Source organism: Agromyces ramosus (assembly GCF_004216665.1).
GTDB classification, from domain to species: Bacteria; Actinomycetota; Actinomycetes; order Actinomycetales; family Microbacteriaceae; genus Agromyces; species Agromyces ramosus.
Genome location: NZ_SGWY01000002.1, coordinates 677204 through 695668 on the forward strand (window position 1 = coordinate 677204; position 18465 = coordinate 695668).

Genomic DNA, 18465 nt, shown 5'->3' on the forward strand with positions numbered 1-18465 from the left:
GTCGGTCCTGATCCGGGTCGTACTGTGACGGCACTGGGAGAACCGTCCAGCCGGCAGTGCGACCCTATAGACTTGAGGGGTTGGAGACTCCCGCGAGGCGCGCGACAACGCGCGATGCGGGTTCCCAGCCATCTTAGGTTCGCACTGAAGCCACCCGCACATCATCGCCACTCACCGAGCACCTCGACTCGCGAGGGGAATGAGCCGGACTGATAGCCGGTTGCACGGGAGGAGAAGAGGGAGAGCATGACGGACGTACTGATCGACCGACCGGAACTCGAAGGACTCGGTGTCTACGAGTTCGGCTGGGCCGACTCCGACGCCGCCGGCGCATCCGCCCGACGCGGCATCTCGCCCGAGGTCGTCGCCGACATCTCGGCGTTGAAGGCCGAGCCCGAATGGATGCTCCAGCGCCGGCAGCGCGCGCTGCAGCTCTTCGAGCGCAAGCCCATGCCGACGTGGGGGGCCGATCTCTCCGAGATCGACTTCGACAACATCAAGTACTTCGTCCGCTCCACGGAGAAGCAGGCCCAGACCTGGGAGGACCTGCCCGACGACATCAAGAACACCTACGAGAAGCTCGGCATCCCCGAGGCGGAGCGCCAGCGGCTCGTCGCCGGCGTCGCCGCGCAGTACGAGTCCGAGGTGGTCTACCACCAGATCAACGAGGAGCTCGAGCGCAAGGGTGTCATCTTCATGGACACCGACACCGCGCTGAAGGAGCACCCCGAGTTCTTCGAGGAGTACTTCGGCACGGTCATCCCGGCCGGCGACAACAAGTTCGCCGCGCTGAACACCGCGGTCTGGTCGGGCGGCTCGTTCGTCTACGTGCCTCCGGGCGTGCACGTCGAGATCCCGCTGCAGGCCTACTTCCGCATCAACACCGAGAACATGGGCCAGTTCGAGCGCACGCTGATCATCGCCGACGAGGGCAGCTACGTGCACTACATCGAGGGCTGCACCGCTCCGATCTACAAGTCCGACTCGCTGCACTCGGCCGTCGTCGAGATCATCGTGAAGAAGAACGCCCGCGTGCGCTACACGACGATCCAGAACTGGTCGAACAACGTCTACAACCTCGTCACCAAGCGGGCGACCGCCGCCGAGGGCGCCACCATGGAGTGGATCGACGGCAACATCGGATCCAAGGTCACCATGAAGTACCCGTCGATCTTCCTGATGGGCGAGCACGCGAAGGGCGAGACCCTGTCGGTCGCCTTCGCCGGCCCCGGCCAGCACCAGGACGCCGGCGCGAAGATGATCCACATGGCGCCGTACACGCAGTCGTCCATCGTCTCGAAGTCGATCGCACGCGGCGGCGGCCGTGCGGGCTACCGCGGCGAGGTGCGCATCGACGCGAACGCGCACCACTCGGCCAACACGGTGCGCTGCGACGCGCTGCTCGTCGACACCATCTCCCGTTCCGACACGTACCCGGCGATCGACATCCGCGTCGACGACGTGCACCTGGGGCACGAGGCCACGGTCTCGAAGGTGAGCGAGGAGCAGCTGTTCTACCTCATGTCCCGGGGCCTCCCCGAGGACGAGGCGATGGCGATGATCGTGCGCGGCTTCATCGAGCCCATCGCGCGAGAACTCCCCATGGAGTACGCGATGGAACTCAACAAGCTCATCGAGATGGGCATGGAAGGCAGCGTCGGCTAGGAATGTCCGCACAGATGACCAGCACAGCCATGCCCACTGCCGAGCAGCACGGCTTCCGGCCCCATTCCGACGGCGCGTTCGTACCCGTGCAGACGCGATCCGAGCGCTTCCGCTCGGTGAACGTCGAGGACTTCGCGCCCGTCACCGGCCGTGAGCACGAGTGGAAGCTCTCACCCGTCGCGGCGTTCGCCGACCTCACCGGAGGCGAGCTCGACGGCTCCCGGCTCGAGATCGAGACCACGGATGCCGCCGGCGTCGACGTCTCGTGGATCGCCCGTGACGACGCCCGCATCGGGCGCGCCGGCATCCCCGAGGAGCGCGCCGCCGCCAACGCCTGGAGCTCCTTCGGCGAGGCGCTCCTCGTCTCGGTCTCCGGCGAGGATGAGAAGGTCGTCGCCGTGACCCGACACGACCTCGGCGTCGCGCCGCGCGCCGCGCACACGGTCATCGAGGCGGCACCGAACAGCCGCGGGCTCGTCGTGCTCCGCGGCACCGGTGATGCCCGCCTCAGCGAGAACGTCGAGATCGTCGTCGGCGAGGGCGCCTCCCTCACGGTCGTGTCGCTCCAGGAATGGAGCGACGACGCCGTGCACCTCGCGAGCCACTTCGCCCGACTCGGGCGTGACTCGTTCCTCAAGCACATCGTGGTGTCGCTGGGCGGCAACGTCGTCCGCGTGAACCCCTCGACGCACCTCGCCGAGCAGGGTTCCGATGTCGAGGCGCTCGGCCTCTACTTCGCCGACGCGGGCCAGCACCTCGAGCAGCAGGTCTTCGTGCACCACGACGCGCCGCACACCCGCTCGCGCGTGACGTACAAGGGCGCCCTCCAGGGTGCCGGTGCGCGCAGCGTCTGGGTCGGCGACGTCCTCATCGGCAACTCCGCGACCGGCACCGACAGCTACGAGCAGAACCGCAACCTCGTGCTCACCGACGGCACGCGCGCCGACTCCGTGCCGAACCTCGAGATCGAGACCGGCGACATCGAGGGCGCCGGACACGCCTCGGCGACCGGTCGATTCGACGACGAGCAGCTGTTCTACCTGATGGCCCGAGGCATCCGCGAAGACGAGGCACGCCGTCTCGTCGTGCGCGGGTTCCTCGGCGAGATCGTCCAGAAGATCGGTTCGCCCGAGCTCGAGGCGCGGCTCAGCGCCGCCGTCGAGGCCGAGCTGGAGGGACGCTGACGTGGCATCCGTTCGAGTCTGCGCCGTCGACGACCTCGGAGTGAACGAGGCCGCCCGCTTCGTCGTCGAGGGCGTGCCCATCGCCGTCGTGAAGGACGCCGCCGGTGACATCTTCGCCATCGGCGACACCTGCACGCACGGCGACATCTCGCTCGCCGAGGGGTTCGTCGAGGACGACACCCTCGAGTGCTGGGCGCACGGCTCCAAGTTCTCGCTCCGCACGGGCAAGCCCCTCACCCTTCCCGCCTACGAACCCGTCCCGGCGTTCCAGGTCGAGGTGAAGGACGGCGGCGTCCACATCGATCCCTCGGTCACCCTGACCGTCTGACCACTTCCGGCCCGCGCGGCCGACTCACGAAAGCGATTCACCACCACATGTCAGTGCTCGAGATCAAGAACCTGCACGTCAACGTCGATACCGACCAGGGCACCCGCGAGATCCTCCGTGGCGTCGACCTCGTCATCAACGAAGGCGAGATCCATGCGATCATGGGGCCGAACGGCTCCGGCAAGTCCACGCTCGCCTATACGATCGCCGGCCACCCGAAGTACCACGTCGTGCAGGGCGAGATCCTCCTCGACGGCGAGAACGTGCTCGAGATGACGGTCGACGAGCGTGCCCGGGCCGGGCTCTTCCTCGCGATGCAGTACCCGGTCGAGATCCCCGGCGTGACCGTCACGAACTTCCTGCGCACCGCCAAGACCGCGATCGACGGCGAGGCCCCGTCGGTGCGCCACTGGGTGAAGGACGTGCGCGAGTCGATGTCGAACCTCAAGATGGACTCCGCCTTCGCCGAGCGCAACGTCAACGAGGGCTTCTCGGGCGGCGAGAAGAAGCGCAACGAGATCCTCCAGCTCGAGCTGCTGAAGCCGAGGTTCGCGGTGCTCGACGAGACCGACTCCGGGCTCGACGTCGACGCCCTGCGGATCGTGTCCGAGGGCGTGAACCGCGCCAAGGCCAACACCGGCCTCGGCATCATGCTCATCACCCACTACACGCGGATCCTCCGCTACATCACGCCCGACTTCGTGCACGTGTTCGTCGCGGGCAGGATCGCCGAGCAGGGCGGCCGCGAACTGGCCGACCGGCTCGAGGAGGAGGGCTACGACCGCTACCAGGTCGCCGAGCCGGCGGTCGTGGAGGCCGCGGCCGAGTAGGGCGCGGGTAGAATCGCTCTCATGGTCACCTCACTCGCACCCGAGCGCTACGACGAGGTCTCCGAGGCGCTCAAGGACGTGGTGGACCCCGAGCTCGGCGTCAACGTCGTCGACCTCGGCCTCATCTACGACCTCGGCTGGGACGACGAGCACGACGCGCTCATCATCCACATGACCCTCACGAGCGCCGGGTGCCCCCTCACCGACGTACTCGAGGAGCAGACGGCCGAGGCGCTCGACGGCGTCGTCGATGCGTTCCGCATCAACTGGGTGTGGATGCCGCCGTGGGGTCCCGAACGCATCACCGACGACGGGCGCGACATGATGCGCGCCCTCGGATTCGCGATCTGACCCGGATCCGTCATCGAGCCCGGCGCAGCGGCCTCACGCGAGGCCGCGGCGCGCGAGCAGGGGCCCGATCTCGGGATCGCGCCCCAAGAGTGCCCGCACCGACTCGCCGGGGTCGCGTGAGCCGCCCGGGGCGAGGATCTCACGTCGATAGCGGTCGCCGTTCTCGCGGGTCGCGCCGCCACGCCCCTCGAACCACGCCATGACGTCGGCGCCCGGCACCTCGCTCCAGACGTACGAGTAGTAGCCTGCGTCGTAGCCTCCTGCGAACACGTGGGCGAAGTACGTGGTGGAGTACCGCGGCGGCACGAGGGGATCTTCGAGACCCGCCTCCGCGAGTGCCGCGCGCTCGAACGCCGCGACATCCGTCACGTCGTCGTCGGGGCCCACCAGGTGCCAGGCCTGGTCGAGCACGGCCGAGGCCAGGTACTCGGCGGTCTCGAAGCCGGCGTTGAAGCCGCGCGCGGCGATGAGCCGGTCGACGAGCTCCTGCGGCATCCGCTCGCCCGTCTCGTGGTGCACCGCGTAGTTCGCGAGCACCTCGGGGCGGAGCATCCAGAGCTCGTTCACCTGGCTCGGGAGCTCCACGAAGTCGCGGTAGACGTTCGTGCCCGCCTGCGACGGATAGCGCACCCGCGCCAGCAGCCCGTGCAGCGCGTGGCCGAACTCGTGGAAGAGCGTCTCGCCCTCGTCGTACGTGAGGAGCGTCGGCTCGCCGGCCGCGGGCTTCGGGATGTTCAGGTTGTTGACGACCACCGGGAGGTCGACGCCCAGCTCCGACTGCTCGACGAGCGAGCTCATCCACGCACCCCCGCGCTTCGCATCGCGCGTGTACGGGTCGAGCAGGTAGAGGCCCACCGGGCTGCCGTCGTGCTCGAACACCTCGAACACGCGCGTGTCGGGGTGATACCCGACGAGGTCGGTCCGCGGCTCGAACCGGAGGCCGTACAGCAGGTGCGCGGCGTGGAACACGCCGTCGATGAGGACGCGTTGCAGCTCGAAGTACGGGCGCAGCACGGACAGGTCGAGGTCGTGGCGCTCGGCGCGCACCTGCTCGGCGAGGTGCGCCCAGTCGGCGGCGACCGGTTCGCGTGCCCCGGTCGCCGCGGCTCGCGCGGCGAGCTCCGTGCGCTCACGAGCGACGTTCCGCATCGCCGGCGGCGCGAGCTCGCGGAGCAGGCCCGAGACGGCCGCGGCCGAACCCGCGGTCTCGCCCGCGGTGACGGCGTCCGCGTGGTTCGCGAACCCCAGCAGGCGGGCGCGCGCCGCGCGGAGGCGCACGATCTCGAGCAGGGTCGTGCGCGTGTCGTGCGCGCCGCCGCGGCATCCGCGCGCTCTCGACGCCGCGAGCAGGCGATCGCGCACGTCGGGGTCCGCCAGGTCGGCGAGCGCCGGCTGGCCGGTCGGGAGCACGAGCGTGATCAGCCAGCCGTCGAGCCCCCGCGATCGCGCCGCCTCACGTGCCGCGGACCGTGCCCCGTCGTCGAGGCCGTCGAGCGCTGCCGCGTCGGTCAGGTGCAGCGCGAGGTCGTTCGTGTCGGCCAGCAGGTGCTGCTGGAACGCGGTGGTGAGCGCGGAGAGGCGTTCGTTCAGCGCCCCGAGCCGGGCGCGGTCGGCCGGATCGAGCGCCGCGCCCGCCAGCACGGCCTCGCGGTGCATCCGCTCGAGCAGGTAGGCCTGGTCGGGATCGAGCCCGAGTTCGTCGCGCGTCTCGTGCAGCACCCCGATCCGCGCGAAGAGGCGCGGGTCGAGGCGGATGGCGTCGCGGTGCGCCGCGAGCCGCGGCGCGAGCTCCGCGTCGAGTGCGTCGATGGCCTCGTTCGTGTCGGCCGAGCTCGCGTTCGCGAACACGGGCAGCACGCGTCGGAGGAGCGCGCCCGAGCGCTCGAGCGCCACGATCGTGTTCTCGAACGTCGGCGGTGCCGAGTCCGCCGCGATCGCCTCCGCCTCGGCGCGCTGCTCGCGCATGCCGGCCTCGATCGCCTCCCGGTAGTGCTCGGGTCGCACGAGTGCGAACAGGGGCAGCCGGTAGGGCAGCGGACTTGGTTCGAGGAACGGATTCGACGAGTCGCCCATCCGACCACACTAGGGCGTGCCGGCCGGATGCCGCGTCGGTCGTAGGCTCGGAGCATGCAGCGTGACGGCGAATCGATCGAGTCCGCGCCGAGCGAGGCGTACACCCACGGCCACCACGAGAGCGTGTTACGAGTGCACGCGTGGCGCACCGTCGAGAACTCCGCCGCGTACCTCGCCCCGCACCTGGACGCCGGCGCCCGGATCCTCGACGTCGGCAGCGGCCCCGGCACCATCACGATCGACCTCGCCCGGCGGGTGCGACCCGGGCTGGTCACGGGCGTGGACGCCGCCGACGACGTGGTCGCGCGCGCCACGGGCCTGGCTGAGAGCGAGCGCGTCGAGAACGTCGAGTTCCGCACCGGCGACGCGTACGCGCTCGAGTTCGCGGATGCCGCGTTCGACGTGGTGCACGCGCACCAGGTGCTGCAGCACCTCGCCCGCCCCGTCGACGCGCTGCGCGAGTTCCGGCGCGTCCTGAAGCCCGGCGGCCTCCTCGCGGTTCGCGACGTGGACTACGGCGGCGTGATCTGGAGTCCCGCCTCTGCGGGGCTCGACCGGTGGCTCGAGCTGTACCACGACGTCGCCATCGGCAACGGCGGCGACCCCGATGCCGGGCGGCACCTGAAGCGGTGGGTGCGCGAGGCCGGGTTCGGCGACCTCGACGCGAGCGCGTCGACGTGGGTGTTCTCGACCGCGCTGGAGCGGGAATGGTGGGGCAACTCGTGGGCCGAGCGCGCCACGCAGTCGCAGTTCGCGGCGCACGCGATCGAGTCGGGGCATTCGAACCCCGCCGAGCTCGCCCGGATCGCCGCCGCGTGGCGCGAGTGGGCCGCCGACGACGACGGCTGGCTGCTCATGCCGCACGCCGAGGTGCTCGCGCGGGCCTGAGCGCTACCAGTCCTCGTCGGCGTCGTGGGCGTCGATGATCGCGTCGCTCACCGTGGTGCCGTCGTCGAGCTCGACGATCGGCCGGCCCTCGAGCCAGGTGAGCGTCCAGTGCCGGCCCTCGCCCTCACCGGCGTGCGCCGACTCCGCGGCGGCGATGCGCGGGCGCAGGTCGACGGGGACGGACGCCGGTGGCTCGGCTCCGAACGCCCACCGCGTGCCGAGCCGCATCAGGCGTCCATCTCGTACGTGACCCAGGTCGTGCGGCGCGCGAGCTCGTCGTAGAGCCGCTGCGCCTCGGCATTGTCGGCCGCCGTGATCCACGTCACCCCGCCCGTGCCGACCTCGCGCGATCGCGCGTGCACGAACTCGATGAGGGCGCGGCCGACGCCCGTGCCGCGCGCACCCGTCTCGACGTACAGGTCGTCGAGGTGGATGCCGCGGGTCGCCTGCAGGGTGTCGGGCACGATGCGGAACTGCGCGAGCCCGACGGGCGTGCCCTCCTCGTCGACGGCGAGCACCGCCTCGAGCGGATCGTGCTCGTCGCGGATCCAGTTCCAGACGATCAACGCCTTCGCGTCGTCGAGCTCGGTCTCGTAGAACTCGCAGTACGCCTCGAACAACGGCAGCCAGCCGAAGAAGTCCTCGTCGCCCGCCATGCGGATCTCGTGTGCCATGCGTTCCCCCTACGCCTCAGGTGCCTCGAACACGATGTCGCGCACCTCGAACTCGTCGGCCTCGACGAACGACAGCGACGCGATGCGCCCGACCGCACGCAGGTCGGATGCCACTGCCTCGAGCAGCGCGATCGCCGCCGCCGGTGCCGCGATCACGGCGCTGGTGACGGGCGTCTTCTGCGACGCCTTCGCGTCGGTCTTCGCGCGGCGGATGCCGGTGAGCGCGAGGCTCGCGAGCTCGAGCAGTTCGACGCCCGCCTCGCCGCGCGCGGCGAGCTCGTCGGTCTCAGGCCAGGGCGAGGCGTGCACGGAGCCGTCGTTCGACCATCGCCACGCCTCCTCCGTCGCGAACGGGATGACGGGCGCGAAGAGGCGGAGCAGCACGCTGAGCGCGGTCTTCAGCGCCGCGACGGCGGACGCCTGCTCGGGACTCGGCGCTCCGTAGGCGCGTTCCTTCACGAGTTCGAGGTAGTCGTCGCAGAACGTCCAGAAGAACGTCTCGGCGACCTCGAGGGCGCGGGCGTGGTCATAGGCGTCGAACGCCCGGGTCGCACTCGCCACGACGTCGGCGAGCTCGGCGAGCATGCTGCGGTCGATGGGCACCGAGACCGGGGCATCCGCCCGGCCGTCGAAGCCGAGGATGAACTTGGCCGCGTTCAGCACCTTGATGGCGAGACGGCGCCCGATCTTCACCTGCGTCGGGTTCTGCGGGTCGAACGCGGCATCGGTGCCCAACCGGCTGGACGCCGCCCAGTAGCGCACCGCGTCCGAGCCGTGCTGCTCGAGCAGACCCGCGGGGGTGACCACGTTCCCCTTCGACTTCGACATCTTCTTGCGGTCTGGGTCGACGATGAAGCCGGAGATCGCGGCGTTCGTCCATGGCCCGGCGCCGTGCTCGAGCTGCGCGCGCAGCACGGTCGAGAAGAGCCACGTGCGGATGATGTCCTGGGCCTGCGGGCGCAGCGAGTACGGGAAGACGAGGTCGAACAGCTCGGGGTCGCGCTCCCAGCCCGCGGCCAGCTGGGGCGTCAGCGACGACGTGGCCCAGGTGTCCATGATGTCGTGCTCGCCGACGAACCCCCCGGGCTCGCCGCGCTGGGACTCGTCGTATCCCGGCGCGGGCGCGGAGGAGGGGTCGACGGGCAGCAGGTCGCGCGTGGCGACGATCGGCTCGTCGAACACCGGGTCGCCCGCGGCGTCGAGCGGATACCAGACCGGAATGGGCACGCCGAAGAAGCGCTGGCGGGAGATGAGCCAGTCGCCCGACAGGCCGCTGACCCAGTTCTCGTAGCGCACGCGCATGAAGTCGGGGTGCCAGTCGATCTCGCGGCCGCGCTCGAGGAGCGTGCGCTGCAGCCCCTCGTCGCGCGCCCCGTTCACGATGTACCACTGGCGCGTGGAGACGATCTCGAGCGGGCGGTCGCCCTTCTCGTAGAACTTCACGGGATGCGTGATCGCCTTCGGCTCGCCGAGCAGGTCGCCAGACGCGCGGAGTTGCTCGACCACGGCCTGCTTCGCCGAGAACGTCGTCTTGCCGGCCAGCTCGGCGTACGCGGCACGGCCCGCCTCCGAGGTGATCGCGTCGGGCGCCTCCGCGATGACCCGTCCGTCGAAGCCGATGATGGCGCGGTTGGGCAGGTCGAGCTCGCGCCACCACACGACGTCGGTCACGTCGCCGAAGGTGCAGATCATCGCGATGCCGGTGCCCTTGTCCTTCTGGGCGAGGTGGTGCGCGACCACGGGGACCTCGACTCCGAACACCGGGGTGGTCACCGTCGTGCCGAACAGCTGCTGGTAGCGCTCGTCGTCGGGGTGGGCGACGAGCGCGACGCACGCGGGGATGAGCTCGGGTCGGCTCGTCTCGATCTCGATCGTGCCCCCGTCGGGACGGTGGAAGGTCACGCGGTGGTAGTGCCCGGCCTGCTCGCGATCCTCGAGCTCGGCCTGGGCCACGGCGGTGCGGAAGGTCACGTCCCACAACGTGGGCGCCAGCGCCTGGTACGCCTCGCCGCGCTCGACGTTGCGCACGAATGCCAGCTGCGAGGTGAACAGCGCCTCATCGGCGATGGTGCGGTACGACTGCTTCCAGTCCACCGAGAGCCCGAGCTGGCGGAACAGGGCCTCGAACTGCTGCTCGTCCTCGACCGTGAGGCGCTCGCACAGCTCGATGAAGTTGCGGCGACTGATCGGCTGCTGGTCGGCGGCCTTGGTGCTCTTGTTGTCGCCGCCCTCGAACGGCGGCACGAAGTCGGGATCGTACGGCAGCGACGGGTCGCAGCGCACGCCGTAGTAGTTCTGCACGCGGCGCTCGGTGGGCAGGCCGTTGTCGTCCCAGCCCATCGGGTAGAACACGTGGCGGCCGCGCATGCGCTGGTAACGGGCGACGAGGTCGATGTGCGTGAAGGAGAAGACGTGGCCGATGTGGAGTGAGCCCGATGCGGTCGGGGGCGGTGTGTCGATCGAGTAGATCGTGTCGCGGGAGGCGGCGGACCGGTCGAACCGGAAGACGCCCTCGCGCTCCCACGCGTCGCCCCAGACCGATTCGAGGCCTTCGAGCGCGGGCTTGTCGGGGATGCGCGGGTGGTCGGTCATGATGCTCCGGTTCGATATCGGCGGCACCGTGTCCGTACCGAGGTGCCTGAATGTGCGACGATCCAGCCTATCGGAGACACCGCAGCCCGCCGGAAGCCGGCGGGCTGCGGGTGTGTTCGGCGCGTGAGCGGTCGAACGGGGTGCTAGGCGGCGGATGCCGGTTCGGGCGTCGCCACGGCGTCGGGGTCACCCACCTCGGGCACCCGCGGCATCCGCGATGCGACCCAGGCCGACACCAGCGTGACGGCGGACAGGATCGCGAGCACGATTCCGGGGTGCCACCAGGCGAACCCGCTGGCTTCGCCGAGCGCGAGCGTGACGAGCGGCACGAAGCCGCCCACTGTCGCCGCGATGGCGTAGGAGACCGACAGGGCCGAGTACCGGAAGTGGTCGGGGAACAGGTCGTTCATCAGCCCGCCGAGTGCGGCCCACGACATCGTCGGGAGGATGCCGCCGATGATCATCGTGCCGACGAGGATCGGGAACGTCGCGAACTGGAGGAGGAAGTACATCGGGAACGTGATGAGCAGCGTGCCGAGCGCACCCCACGCGACCACTCGCGCCGAGCCGATCCGCGTCGCCCACGATCCGAACAGCGGGATCGTGACGAGTTGGAGCAGCCCGCCGATCGTGGTGGCGATCAGCAGGTCTTGGAAGCTGAACCCGAGCTCCGCGGCGCCGTAGTTGATCGTGTACGTGTTCATCAGCGAATAGGAGCCGATGCCGAGCAGGGCGGCGCCGATCGCGATGAGGATCGCCGCGGGGCGCTGGCGGAACATCGTGGCGAACGGCAGGCGGTCGCGGCGGCCCTCGGCGACGACCTCGCGGAACACGGGGGTCTCGTCGATCGACCACCGGAGGTAGAGCGAGACGAGCAGCAGAGGGAACGCGATCAGGAACGGGATGCGCCAGCCCCACGCCGCGAGCTCCTCGGCGGGCAGGGCGATCGTCATGACGATGAACAGCGCCGCCGACAGGATCGAACCGACCGGCGATCCCAACTGCGGGATGGCGGCGTAGAAAGCGCGCTTCACCGGCCCCGAGTGCTCAGTGGCGAGGAGGATTGACCCGCCCCACTCGCCGCCGAGCGAGAGGCCCTGCACGACGCGGAGCAGCACGAGCAGCGCGGCGCCGAGCCACCCGGCCTGCGCGTAGGTGGGGAGCAGTCCGATGAGGCCCGTGGCGACGCCCATGGTGCCGACGGTCCAGAGGAGTGTCGCGCGTCGGCCGAGGCGGTCGCCCATGTGGCCGAAGAGCGCTGCGCCGATCGGGCGCACGATGAACGCCACCGCGATGGTCGAGAAGGCCAGGAGCTGGCTGCCGAAGTCGCCGAGCGGGTCGAAGAAGAGCGGTCCAATGAAGAACGCCGAGAAGTAGGCGAAGACGTAGAAGTCGAACGACTCGAGCGAGGTGCCGATCATCGACGCCCATGCGACGCGTCGCACTGGCGTGGCGTCTGCCGGGATCGAGGTGGCGGGGGTGGCGGTGGTCACGTGCAGTCCTTGTGGGTCGATGGCGTGAGAGCCCGACGGCCGGCGGTGCCGGTGTCGCGCGGCCGAGTACTGGATCACCGGGCCGACGGGGCGTGCTTGGGGGAGCGGGGGCGCCCCGACGACGCGGCTCGCACTCATCTTGACAGCGCGACGATCACGGGACAAGCAAGTTGTTTGCCTTTGAATAGAACAATAGAGTCAAAGTGTGCTGATTCGCCTCGATCCCACGCGTGCGACGCCCCTCTTCGAACAGCTCGCCGCCGCCGTCAGGGCGGCCATCATCGACGGGCGCGTCATCGGCGGCGAGCGACTGCCATCCGCCCGCGATCTCGCCGAGTCGCTCGGGGTGAACATGCATACGGTGCTGCGCGCCTACCGGGTGCTCCGCGACGAGCAGCTCATCGAGCTCCATCGCGGGCGGGGCGCCGTCGTGGCGGTGCGCATCGGCGGCCACGCCGCCCTCGCCGGAGCGATCCACGACCTCGTCGACGAGGCCAAGCAGCACGACCTCCCCGAGGGCGCGCTGCTCGCCCTCATCAGCCAGGCCTACCGCGGGGCTCCCGCGCCGCCGCGCGTGCTCCGCACGCCGACGACACGGTAGTCTTGAGGGCAACGACGTCGATCCGGCCATCACCGGGGAGTCTTCGGAAGAACGCGAACGGATGCCCCGCGGCACCCGCTCGCCAGTAGAACCGAACGGGTGGCCCGTCACAGCCGCAAGGAGGGGTTCCGGGGCCGGCAGGCACCGGAACAAGCGAGGTGGTACCGCGACGGTGCTCGATCGAGCAGCCGGCGTCCTCGCGAGAGCATCCGTCCCCGCAAGGAGCGAGCGTGTACCCCCGTACCCCAGACGACCACGGTGTCGCCCCCTCACCCGACTTCCCCGCCGTCGAGCGGGAGGTGCTCGCGTTCTGGAAGCAGGACGGCACCTTCCAGGCGTCGATCGACCAGCGCGAGGGCGCGCCCGAGTGGGTCTTCTACGACGGACCGCCGTTCGCGAACGGCCTCCCGCACTACGGGCACCTCCTCACGGGCTACGCGAAGGACCTGTTCCCGCGATTCCAGACCATGCGCGGACACCAGGTGCACCGGCGCTTCGGCTGGGACACGCACGGCCTCCCCGCCGAGCTCGAAGCCGAGCGCCAGCTGGGCATCACCGACAAGAGCGAGATCGAGGAGATGGGGATCGCGGCCTTCAACCAGGCCGCGCGCGACGCCGTGCTGCGCTATACCGAGGAGTGGCAGGAGTACGTCACCCGCCAGGCGCGCTGGGTCGACTTCGAGCACGACTACAAGACGCTCGACCTGACCTTCATGGAGTCGGTGATCTGGGCGTTCAAGACCCTGCACGACAAGGGGCTCGCCTACGAGGGCTACCGCGTGCTGCCGTACTGCTGGCGAGACCAGACGCCGCTGTCGAACCACGAGCTCCGCATGGACGACGACGTCTACAAGATGGTGCAGGACCAGTCCGTCACCGTCACGTTCCCGCTCACGGGCGCGAAGGCCGAGTCGCTCGGCCTCACCGCCGTGCGCGCGCTCGCCTGGACGACGACGCCGTGGACGCTCCCCACGAACTTCGCCCTCGCGGTCGGCCCCGACATCGAGTACGCGGTCGTGCCCGCCGGCCCGAACGGCACGCCCGACGCGACCGTCAACCGCGAGCACGAGGGTCCCACCGACACCGAGGTGCTCGGTGCCGAGTACCTCATCGCCCGCGACCTCGTCGGCAGCTACGCCCGGGAACTCGGGTACGACTCCGCCGACGACGCGAAGGCCGCCGTGTCGCGCACCGTGCGCGGCGCGGAGCTCGACGGCGTCACCTACGACCGGCTGTTCGACTACTACGCCGATGTCGACGAGTACGGCGTGCAGAACGCGTGGCAGGTCCTCGTCGCCGACTACGTCACGACCGAGGACGGCACGGGCATCGTTCACCAGGCGCCGGCATACGGCGAGGAGGACCAGAAGGTCGGCGAGGCGGCCGGCATCCCGGTGATCCTGTCGCTCGACGACGGCGGGCGGTTCCTCCCGGCGGTGAAGGATGTCGCTGGACTCCTCTGGAGCGAGGCGAACAAGCCGCTCACGCAGCTGCTCAGGGCCGAGGGCCGACTGCTCCGGCAGGCGAGCTACGAGCACTCGTACCCCCACTGCTGGCGCTGCCGCAACCCGCTCATCTACAAGGCGGTCTCGAGCTGGTTCATCCGCGTGCCCGAGTTCCGCGACCGGATGGGCGAGCTGAACCAGGACATCACCTGGGTTCCCGAGAACGTGAAGGACGGGCAGTTCGGCAAGTGGGTCGCCGGCGCCCGCGACTGGTCGATCAGCCGCAACCGATACTGGGGCTCGCCGATCCCGGTGTGGAAGAGCGACGATCCCGCTCACCCCCGCATCGACGTGTACGGCTCGCTCGCCGAGCTCGAGCGGGACTTCGGGGAGCTTCCCCGCAACGCCGCCGGCGAGCCCGACCTGCACCGGCCGTACATCGACGACCTCACGCGGCCGAATCCCGACGATCCGACCGGCAGGTCCACGATGCGCCGCATCCCCGACGTGCTCGACGTCTGGTTCGACTCGGGATCGATGCCCTTCGCGCAGGTGCACTACCCGTTCGAGAACCAGGAGTGGTTCGACACGCACAACCCGGCCGACTTCATCGTCGAGTACATCGGGCAGACGCGCGGCTGGTTCTACGTGATGCACGTGCTGTCGACCGCGCTCTTCGACCGGCCCGCGTTCGAGAACGTCGTCAGCCACGGCATCGTGCTCGGCAGCGATGGGCAGAAGATGTCGAAGTCGCTGCGCAACTACCCGGATGTCTCGGAGGTGTTCGATCGCGACGGGGCCGACGCCATGCGCTGGTTCCTGATGTCGAGCCCCGTGCTGCGCGGCGGCAACCTCATCGTCACGGAGGAGGGGATCCGCGAGGGCGTGCGTCAGGTGATGCTGCCGCTGTGGAGCACCTGGTACTTCTTCTCGCTCTACGCCAACACCGCCCGTGAGGGCGGGTACGAGGCGGCCCGGCGCACGGACTCGTCCGACGTGCTCGACCGTTACCTGCTCGCGAAGCTGCGCGACCTCGTCACGGCGGTCACCGCCGAGTTCGAGGCCTTCGATTCGACCCTGGCCGCCCAGCGGCTCCGCGACTTCGCCGACGTGCTCACGAACTGGTACGTGCGTCGGTCGCGCGACCGGTTCTGGGCGGGCGTCGGCGAGGACGGCGGCGGTACGGAGGCCTTCGACACGCTCTACACCGTGCTCGAGACGTACACGCGGCTCGCTGCGCCGCTGCTGCCCCTCGTCACCGAGCAGATCTGGCGCGGGCTCACCGGCGGGCGCAGCGTGCACCTCGCCGACTGGCCCGATGCCGACGAATTCCCGGCCGACGATGCGCTGGTCGCCGCGATGGACGCCGTGCGGGAGGCCACCGGCGCGGTGCTGGCCCTCCGCAAGCAGGCCGGGCGACGGGTGCGCCTCCCGCTGGCGAAGCTCACGGTCGTCTCAGCGGATGCCTCGGCGCTCGCGCCATTCGAGGGCATCCTGCGCGACGAGCTCAACGTGAAGTCGATCGACCTGGTTCCGCTCGACGAGACGAGTGCCGAGGCGTACGGCGTCACGAAGCGACTGAGCGTCAACGCGCGCGCGGCGGGTCCGCGACTCGGGAGGACCGTGCAGCAGGCGATCCAGGCCGCACGATGGGGCGACTGGACGCTCGACGGCGATGCCGTCGTCGCAGGCGGCGTCCCGCTCGAGCCCGGCGAGTACGAGCTCGTGCTCGAGGCCGGCGGATCCGGCGACGGGTCGAACGCGCTCGCGCTCCTCTCCGACGGCGGATTCGTGATCCTCGACACGGCGACCACGCCCGAGCTCGAGGCGGAGGGCCTCGCCCGCGACGTGGTGCGAGCCGTGCAGGAGGCGCGCAAGTCGGCCGGGCTCGAGGTGGGCGACCGCATCCGGCTCGGGCTCACGCTCGACGGCGACGGGGTGATCGCCGCCTCGGCGCATCGCGATCTGATCGCCCGCGAGACGCTCGCCGCCGAACTCGACATCGAGGCGTCCGTCGACGTGTCGGGCGCCGGCGCGGCGCGCCCGGTGGGCGACGGATCGTCGCTCCTCGTGGACCTGGAGAAGCTGTGACCGACGCAACCGACGACCACGACGAGGCCGAGGCGCGCGACGCGGCCGATGCGGTGTACGCCGCGCTGCTCGCGCGCATCGGCGAGGGCTCGCCCCGTCCCCGCCTCGCGCCGACGAGGCGGGCGGTCGAACTGCTGGGAGATCCCCACCACGCGGCTCCCGTCATCCACATCACCGGCACCAACGGCAAGACGTCGACCAGCCGCATGATCGAGAGCCTGCTGCGCGCCTCCGGGCTGCGAACGGGCCTCCTCTCGAGTCCGCACCTCGAACGGTTCACCGAGCGGATCCGCATCGACGGCGAGCCCATCTCCGACGAGGCGGTGGCGCGCAACTGGGAGGAGATCCACCCGTTCGTCGCGATCGTCGACGTCGAGCTCGAAGGCGCCGGTGAGGAACCGCTCACCTTCTTCGAGGCGCTCACGGTGCTCGCCTTCGCCTGCTTCGCCGATGCGCCCGTCGACGTCGTCGTGCTCGAAGTGGGGATGGGTGGCGAGTGGGACTCCACCAACGTCGCCGACGGCCAAGTGGCCGTGTTCACCCCGATCGACCTCGACCACCAGTCGCGCCTGGGCGCGACCATCACCGAGATCGCTCGCACGAAGTCGGGCATCATCAAGCCGATGGCCTCCGTCGTGACCGCGAAGCAGTCGGATGCGGCGCTCGAGGTGCTCGAGGACGCCGCGGAGCTCACGGAGTCGACGCTCGCCGTCGAGGGCGACGCGTTCGACGTGCTCGAGTCGAGGGTCGCCGTGGGCGGCCAGCTCGTATCGATCCGCGGACTCGCGGGGGAGTACCGCGACGTGGCGCTCCCACTGTTCGGCCGCCACCAGGCCGAGAACGCGGCCGTCGCGATCGCCGCGGTCGAGGCGTTCATCGGGGGCGGCGCGGTTCGGCTCGCCGACGAGGTGGTGCACGGCGGACTGGCCTCAGCGGCATCCCCGGGTCGGCTGCAGCCGATCGCCACCGACCCCACGGTCATCGTCGACGCCGCGCACAATCCCCACGGTGCGGAGTCGCTGGTCGCCGCCCTCGACGAGTACTTCGACTTCGATGAGGTCGTCTACGTGTTCGGCGTGCTCGCCGACAAGGACGCCGAGGGCATCGCCGGCGTGCTCGGCCGCGCCGGCGGCTCGTTCCTCGTCACGCGACCCGACTCGGATCGCGCACGCGACGCATCCGACCTCGCCGCGGCCGTCGCCCGGCGGGTGGGCGCCGATCGCGTGCGGGCCGTGGAGCGGCTGGAGGACGCCCTCGACGACGCCCGCGCCTGGGCGGCAGGGGCACCCAAGCGCGCGGTCATCGTCACCGGCTCGATCGCACTCGTCGGCGAGGCCATGGCGATCGCCGACGACCGCGGCTGGAGCCGCGCATGAGCGACGCCACGACGCCCCGTCCCGACCCGACGCCGGAGCCGGCGGAAGGCCCGCCGCCGGCGCCGCGCTCGGTCCGGCGCAGCCTCGCCTCGATCGTGCTCGGCTTCGAGGTCATCGTGGTGTTCCTCGCGGCGCTCGTGATCTGGGGGCTCGCACCGACCGAGAACGGGACGTTCGGCTTTCCGCCCTGGGTCTCGCTGGCCGCGGGCGGGGTTGTGATCCTCGGCCTGATCGCCACGATCGGGCTCCTGCGCCACAGGTGGGCGTTCGCGCTCGGCTGGGCGCTCCAGGGGCTGATCCTCGCGACCGGCTTCGTCAATCCGGCGATGTGGTTCGTCGGCCTCATCTTCGGCGGCCTGTGGTGGTACTGCATGGTCGTCGGCGCACGAATCGACCGAGACAGGACGGCGGCGATCGCCGATCCGGAACAGGAACAGGAATGACCACCGCCATCGAAGAGACCCTCGTGCTCGTGAAGCCCGACGGCGTCGCCCGCAACCTCACCGGCGAGATCCTCCGCCGCATCGAGGCGAAGGGATACTCGCTCATCGACATCCGGATGGTGCAGCCCGATCGCGAGATCCTCGCGAAGCACTACGCGGAGCACGAGGGCAAGCCGTTCTACGAGCCGCTCGTCGAGTTCATGCAGTCGGGGCCTGTCGTCGCCATGCGCGTGGCCGGCAACCGCGTGATCGAGGGATTCCGCGTGCTGGCCGGCACCACCGACCCGACCACCGCGGCGCCGGGCACGATCCGGGGCGACTTCGGCCGCGACTGGGGCCTCAAGGTCCAGCAGAACCTCGTGCACGGCTCCGACTCCGTCGAGTCGTCCGCGCGCGAGCTCGCGCTCTGGTTCGCCTGAGCGGAGGCCCGC

16 protein-coding genes are annotated in these 18465 nt (G+C 70.3%); 11 read left to right on the plus strand and 5 right to left on the minus strand.

The genetic code is table 11. The features are described from left to right. The first annotated feature begins 246 nt into the window (after positions 1 to 246). From sufB to EV187_RS09760, 5 genes are read left to right on the plus strand one after another with little or no spacing between them, the layout of a single operon-like run. The gene (gene sufB, locus EV187_RS09740; protein WP_130352844.1) at positions 247 to 1665 is read left to right on the plus strand and encodes a Fe-S cluster assembly protein SufB; all 1419 of its coding nucleotides are present in this window, start codon (positions 247 to 249) and stop codon (positions 1663 to 1665) included. A gap of 14 nt (positions 1666 to 1679) precedes the next feature. Further along, positions 1680 to 2849 (plus strand): Fe-S cluster assembly protein SufD, encoded by a 1170-nt coding sequence (gene sufD, locus EV187_RS09745; protein ID WP_242609526.1) that lies wholly within the window; start codon positions 1680 to 1682, stop codon positions 2847 to 2849. A 1-nt stretch (position 2850) separates the two neighbouring features. Then, positions 2851 to 3177: a non-heme iron oxygenase ferredoxin subunit gene (locus EV187_RS09750; protein ID WP_130352846.1), complete on the plus strand. Its 327-nt coding sequence runs from the start codon at positions 2851 to 2853 to the stop codon at positions 3175 to 3177. A gap of 47 nt (positions 3178 to 3224) precedes the next feature. Next, positions 3225 to 4007, plus strand: a complete 783-nt coding sequence (sufC, locus tag EV187_RS09755; RefSeq protein ID WP_130352847.1) for a Fe-S cluster assembly ATPase SufC — start codon at positions 3225 to 3227, stop codon at positions 4005 to 4007. A 21-nt stretch (positions 4008 to 4028) separates the two neighbouring features. After that, positions 4029 to 4358, plus strand: coding sequence for a metal-sulfur cluster assembly factor (locus EV187_RS09760; protein WP_130352848.1), 330 nt, complete (start codon positions 4029 to 4031; stop codon positions 4356 to 4358). Positions 4359 to 4391: 33 nt separating this feature from the next. Here the strand turns inward: EV187_RS09760 and EV187_RS09765 are convergent, their stop codons facing one another. Next, positions 4392 to 6431, minus strand: a complete 2040-nt coding sequence (locus tag EV187_RS09765) for a M3 family metallopeptidase (RefSeq protein ID WP_130352849.1) — start codon at positions 6429 to 6431, stop codon at positions 4392 to 4394. Positions 6432 to 6485: 54 nt separating this feature from the next. Here EV187_RS09765 and EV187_RS09770 point away from each other — a divergent pair, with 54 nt between their 5' ends. Beyond that, positions 6486 to 7319 carry a methyltransferase domain-containing protein gene (locus EV187_RS09770; protein WP_130352850.1) on the plus strand — a complete coding sequence of 278 codons (834 nt, stop codon included), beginning with the start codon at positions 6486 to 6488 and terminating at the stop codon, positions 7317 to 7319. Between the two features lie 3 nt (positions 7320 to 7322). On the opposite strand, the gene EV187_RS09775 is transcribed toward EV187_RS09770, so the two are convergent. The 4 genes from EV187_RS09775 to EV187_RS09790 form a co-directional block, all read right to left on the minus strand. Next, positions 7323 to 7547, minus strand: a complete 225-nt coding sequence (locus EV187_RS09775) for a hypothetical protein (RefSeq protein ID WP_130352851.1) — start codon at positions 7545 to 7547, stop codon at positions 7323 to 7325. Continuing rightward, positions 7547 to 7993 (minus strand): GNAT family N-acetyltransferase, encoded by a 447-nt coding sequence (locus EV187_RS09780; RefSeq protein WP_242609527.1) that lies wholly within the window; start codon positions 7991 to 7993, stop codon positions 7547 to 7549. The genes EV187_RS09775 and EV187_RS09780 overlap by 1 nt, the downstream gene beginning before the upstream one ends. Positions 7994 to 8002: 9 nt before the next feature. Beyond that, positions 8003 to 10585 (minus strand): valine--tRNA ligase, encoded by a 2583-nt coding sequence (valS, locus tag EV187_RS09785; RefSeq protein ID WP_130352852.1) that lies wholly within the window; start codon positions 10583 to 10585, stop codon positions 8003 to 8005. A 143-nt stretch (positions 10586 to 10728) separates the two neighbouring features. Beyond that, a complete protein-coding gene (locus EV187_RS09790) occupies positions 10729 to 12078 on the minus strand; it encodes an MFS transporter (protein ID WP_242609528.1) in 1350 nt (449 codons plus the stop codon). Positions 12079 to 12283: 205 nt separating this feature from the next. Between EV187_RS09790 and EV187_RS09795 the strand changes: the two genes are divergently transcribed. From EV187_RS09795 to ndk, 5 genes are all read left to right on the plus strand, one after another. After that, complete coding sequence (locus tag EV187_RS09795) at positions 12284 to 12679, plus strand: GntR family transcriptional regulator (RefSeq protein WP_130352853.1); 396 nt, start codon at positions 12284 to 12286, stop codon at positions 12677 to 12679. Between the two features lie 230 nt (positions 12680 to 12909). Then, positions 12910 to 16215 carry an isoleucine--tRNA ligase gene (ileS, locus tag EV187_RS09800; RefSeq protein ID WP_130352854.1) on the plus strand — a complete coding sequence of 1102 codons (3306 nt, stop codon included), beginning with the start codon at positions 12910 to 12912 and terminating at the stop codon, positions 16213 to 16215. Continuing rightward, positions 16212 to 17591, plus strand: a complete 1380-nt coding sequence (locus EV187_RS09805) for a bifunctional folylpolyglutamate synthase/dihydrofolate synthase (protein WP_130352855.1) — start codon at positions 16212 to 16214, stop codon at positions 17589 to 17591. The genes ileS and EV187_RS09805 overlap by 4 nt, the downstream gene beginning before the upstream one ends. Continuing rightward, positions 17588 to 18034, plus strand: a complete 447-nt coding sequence (locus EV187_RS09810) for a DUF4233 domain-containing protein (protein ID WP_130352856.1) — start codon at positions 17588 to 17590, stop codon at positions 18032 to 18034. Before EV187_RS09805 ends, EV187_RS09810 begins: the two co-directional genes overlap by 4 nt. After that, complete coding sequence (gene ndk / locus EV187_RS09815; protein ID WP_130352857.1) at positions 18031 to 18453, plus strand: nucleoside-diphosphate kinase; 423 nt, start codon at positions 18031 to 18033, stop codon at positions 18451 to 18453. The genes EV187_RS09810 and ndk overlap by 4 nt, the downstream gene beginning before the upstream one ends. Positions 18454 to 18465 lie beyond the last annotated feature (12 nt).